Origin of the sequence: Protofrankia coriariae (assembly GCF_001017755.1) — a bacterium.
Classification (GTDB): domain Bacteria; phylum Actinomycetota; class Actinomycetes; order Frankiales; family Frankiaceae; genus Protofrankia; species Protofrankia coriariae.
Window position 1 is genome coordinate 1 of sequence record NZ_JWIO01000110.1, and the last position, 232, is coordinate 232.

A 232-nucleotide genomic window follows, 5' to 3' on the forward strand; every position below is an offset into this window, starting at 1 on the left:
GGTTTCAATCCGGTGCGGAAAGCTGGGGCGGCGCGACCGTCGACGCGCCCGTCGGCCAGGTCGTCAGCCGGTTTCAATCCGGTGCGGAAAGCTGGGGCGTGCGACGTTCCCGACGTAAAAAGTCGAGCCAGAAAGGCAAGTTTCAATCCGGTGCGGAAAGTTGGGGCGGTGCGACCGCTGATGCGACAGGTGCGGAGGACGCCTTCATGTTGTTTCAATCCGGTGCGGAAAG

1 protein-coding gene is annotated in these 232 nt (G+C 62.5%); it reads left to right on the forward strand.

The genetic code is table 11. The features are described 5' to 3' along the window. A partial coding sequence (locus FrCorBMG51_RS32275) for a hypothetical protein (protein WP_235433873.1) occupies nt 1-232 on the forward strand: 232 nt, incomplete at both ends.